Annotated in this window: 2 pseudogenes; one reads left to right on the forward strand and one right to left on the reverse strand. The window is 69.0% G+C overall.

Features of this window, described 5'->3' with window-relative positions:
• Positions 1-100 precede the first annotated feature (100 nt).
• Positions 101-355: pseudogene (locus A9W95_RS25930) on the reverse strand (GNAT family N-acetyltransferase); the annotation flags it as partial.
• On the opposite strand from A9W95_RS25930, the pseudogene A9W95_RS04010 reads away from it, so the two are divergent.
• Positions 347-658: pseudogene (locus A9W95_RS04010) on the forward strand (N-acetyltransferase family protein); the annotation flags it as partial. The pseudogenes A9W95_RS25930 and A9W95_RS04010 overlap by 9 nt on opposite strands.

The raw sequence follows: 658 nt of genomic DNA on the forward strand, positions 1-658 counted from the left end.
GCATGCGGCGACCGGCAGGGCCACCAGTGCCATCCACAACGGCCGCATCCTGCGTTGATAACACGAGATTGGGGCGCCGCCGGGGAGATTGGGCCGCGCGTCAGCCGACCGCCTCCATGACCTGCCGCGCCGCATGCCGAATCTGCTCGACCATCGGCCGGCTGAGGCTCAATTGCCGAGGGACGTCGATGATCGTGGTGATGACGCCAATGTCCTCGCGCTGCCAGACCGCGCCGTGGCGGTCCATGATGGTGCGCATCGGCAGGTTGTCCGAGAGCATCCGCGCGGAGAACCGTTCGACGCCGTCGACGCGGGCCGCCACCGCCAGGGCGTCGATCAGGAAGGTGCCGATGCCCGCTTCGTTCGCGACGAGGCCGACCCGACGGTCGCCGAGATCGCCTTCACCGTCGCCGACGCCTACCAGGGCCGCGGCATCGGCACCTTCCTGATCGACGCCCTGGCGGTGGCGGCCCGCGTCGACGGCGTCGAACGGTTCTCCGCGCGGATGCTCTCGGACAACCTGCCGATGCGCACCATCATGGACCGCCACGGCGCGGTCTGGCAGCGCGAGGACATTGGCGTCATCACCACGATCATCGACGTCCCTCGGCAATTGAGCCTCAGCCGGCCGATGGTCGAGCAGATTCGGCATGCGGCG

Origin of the sequence: Mycobacterium sp. 1423905.2 (assembly GCF_001673155.1) — a bacterium.
In the GTDB taxonomy this organism is placed as follows: Bacteria; Actinomycetota; Actinomycetes; order Mycobacteriales; family Mycobacteriaceae; genus Mycobacterium.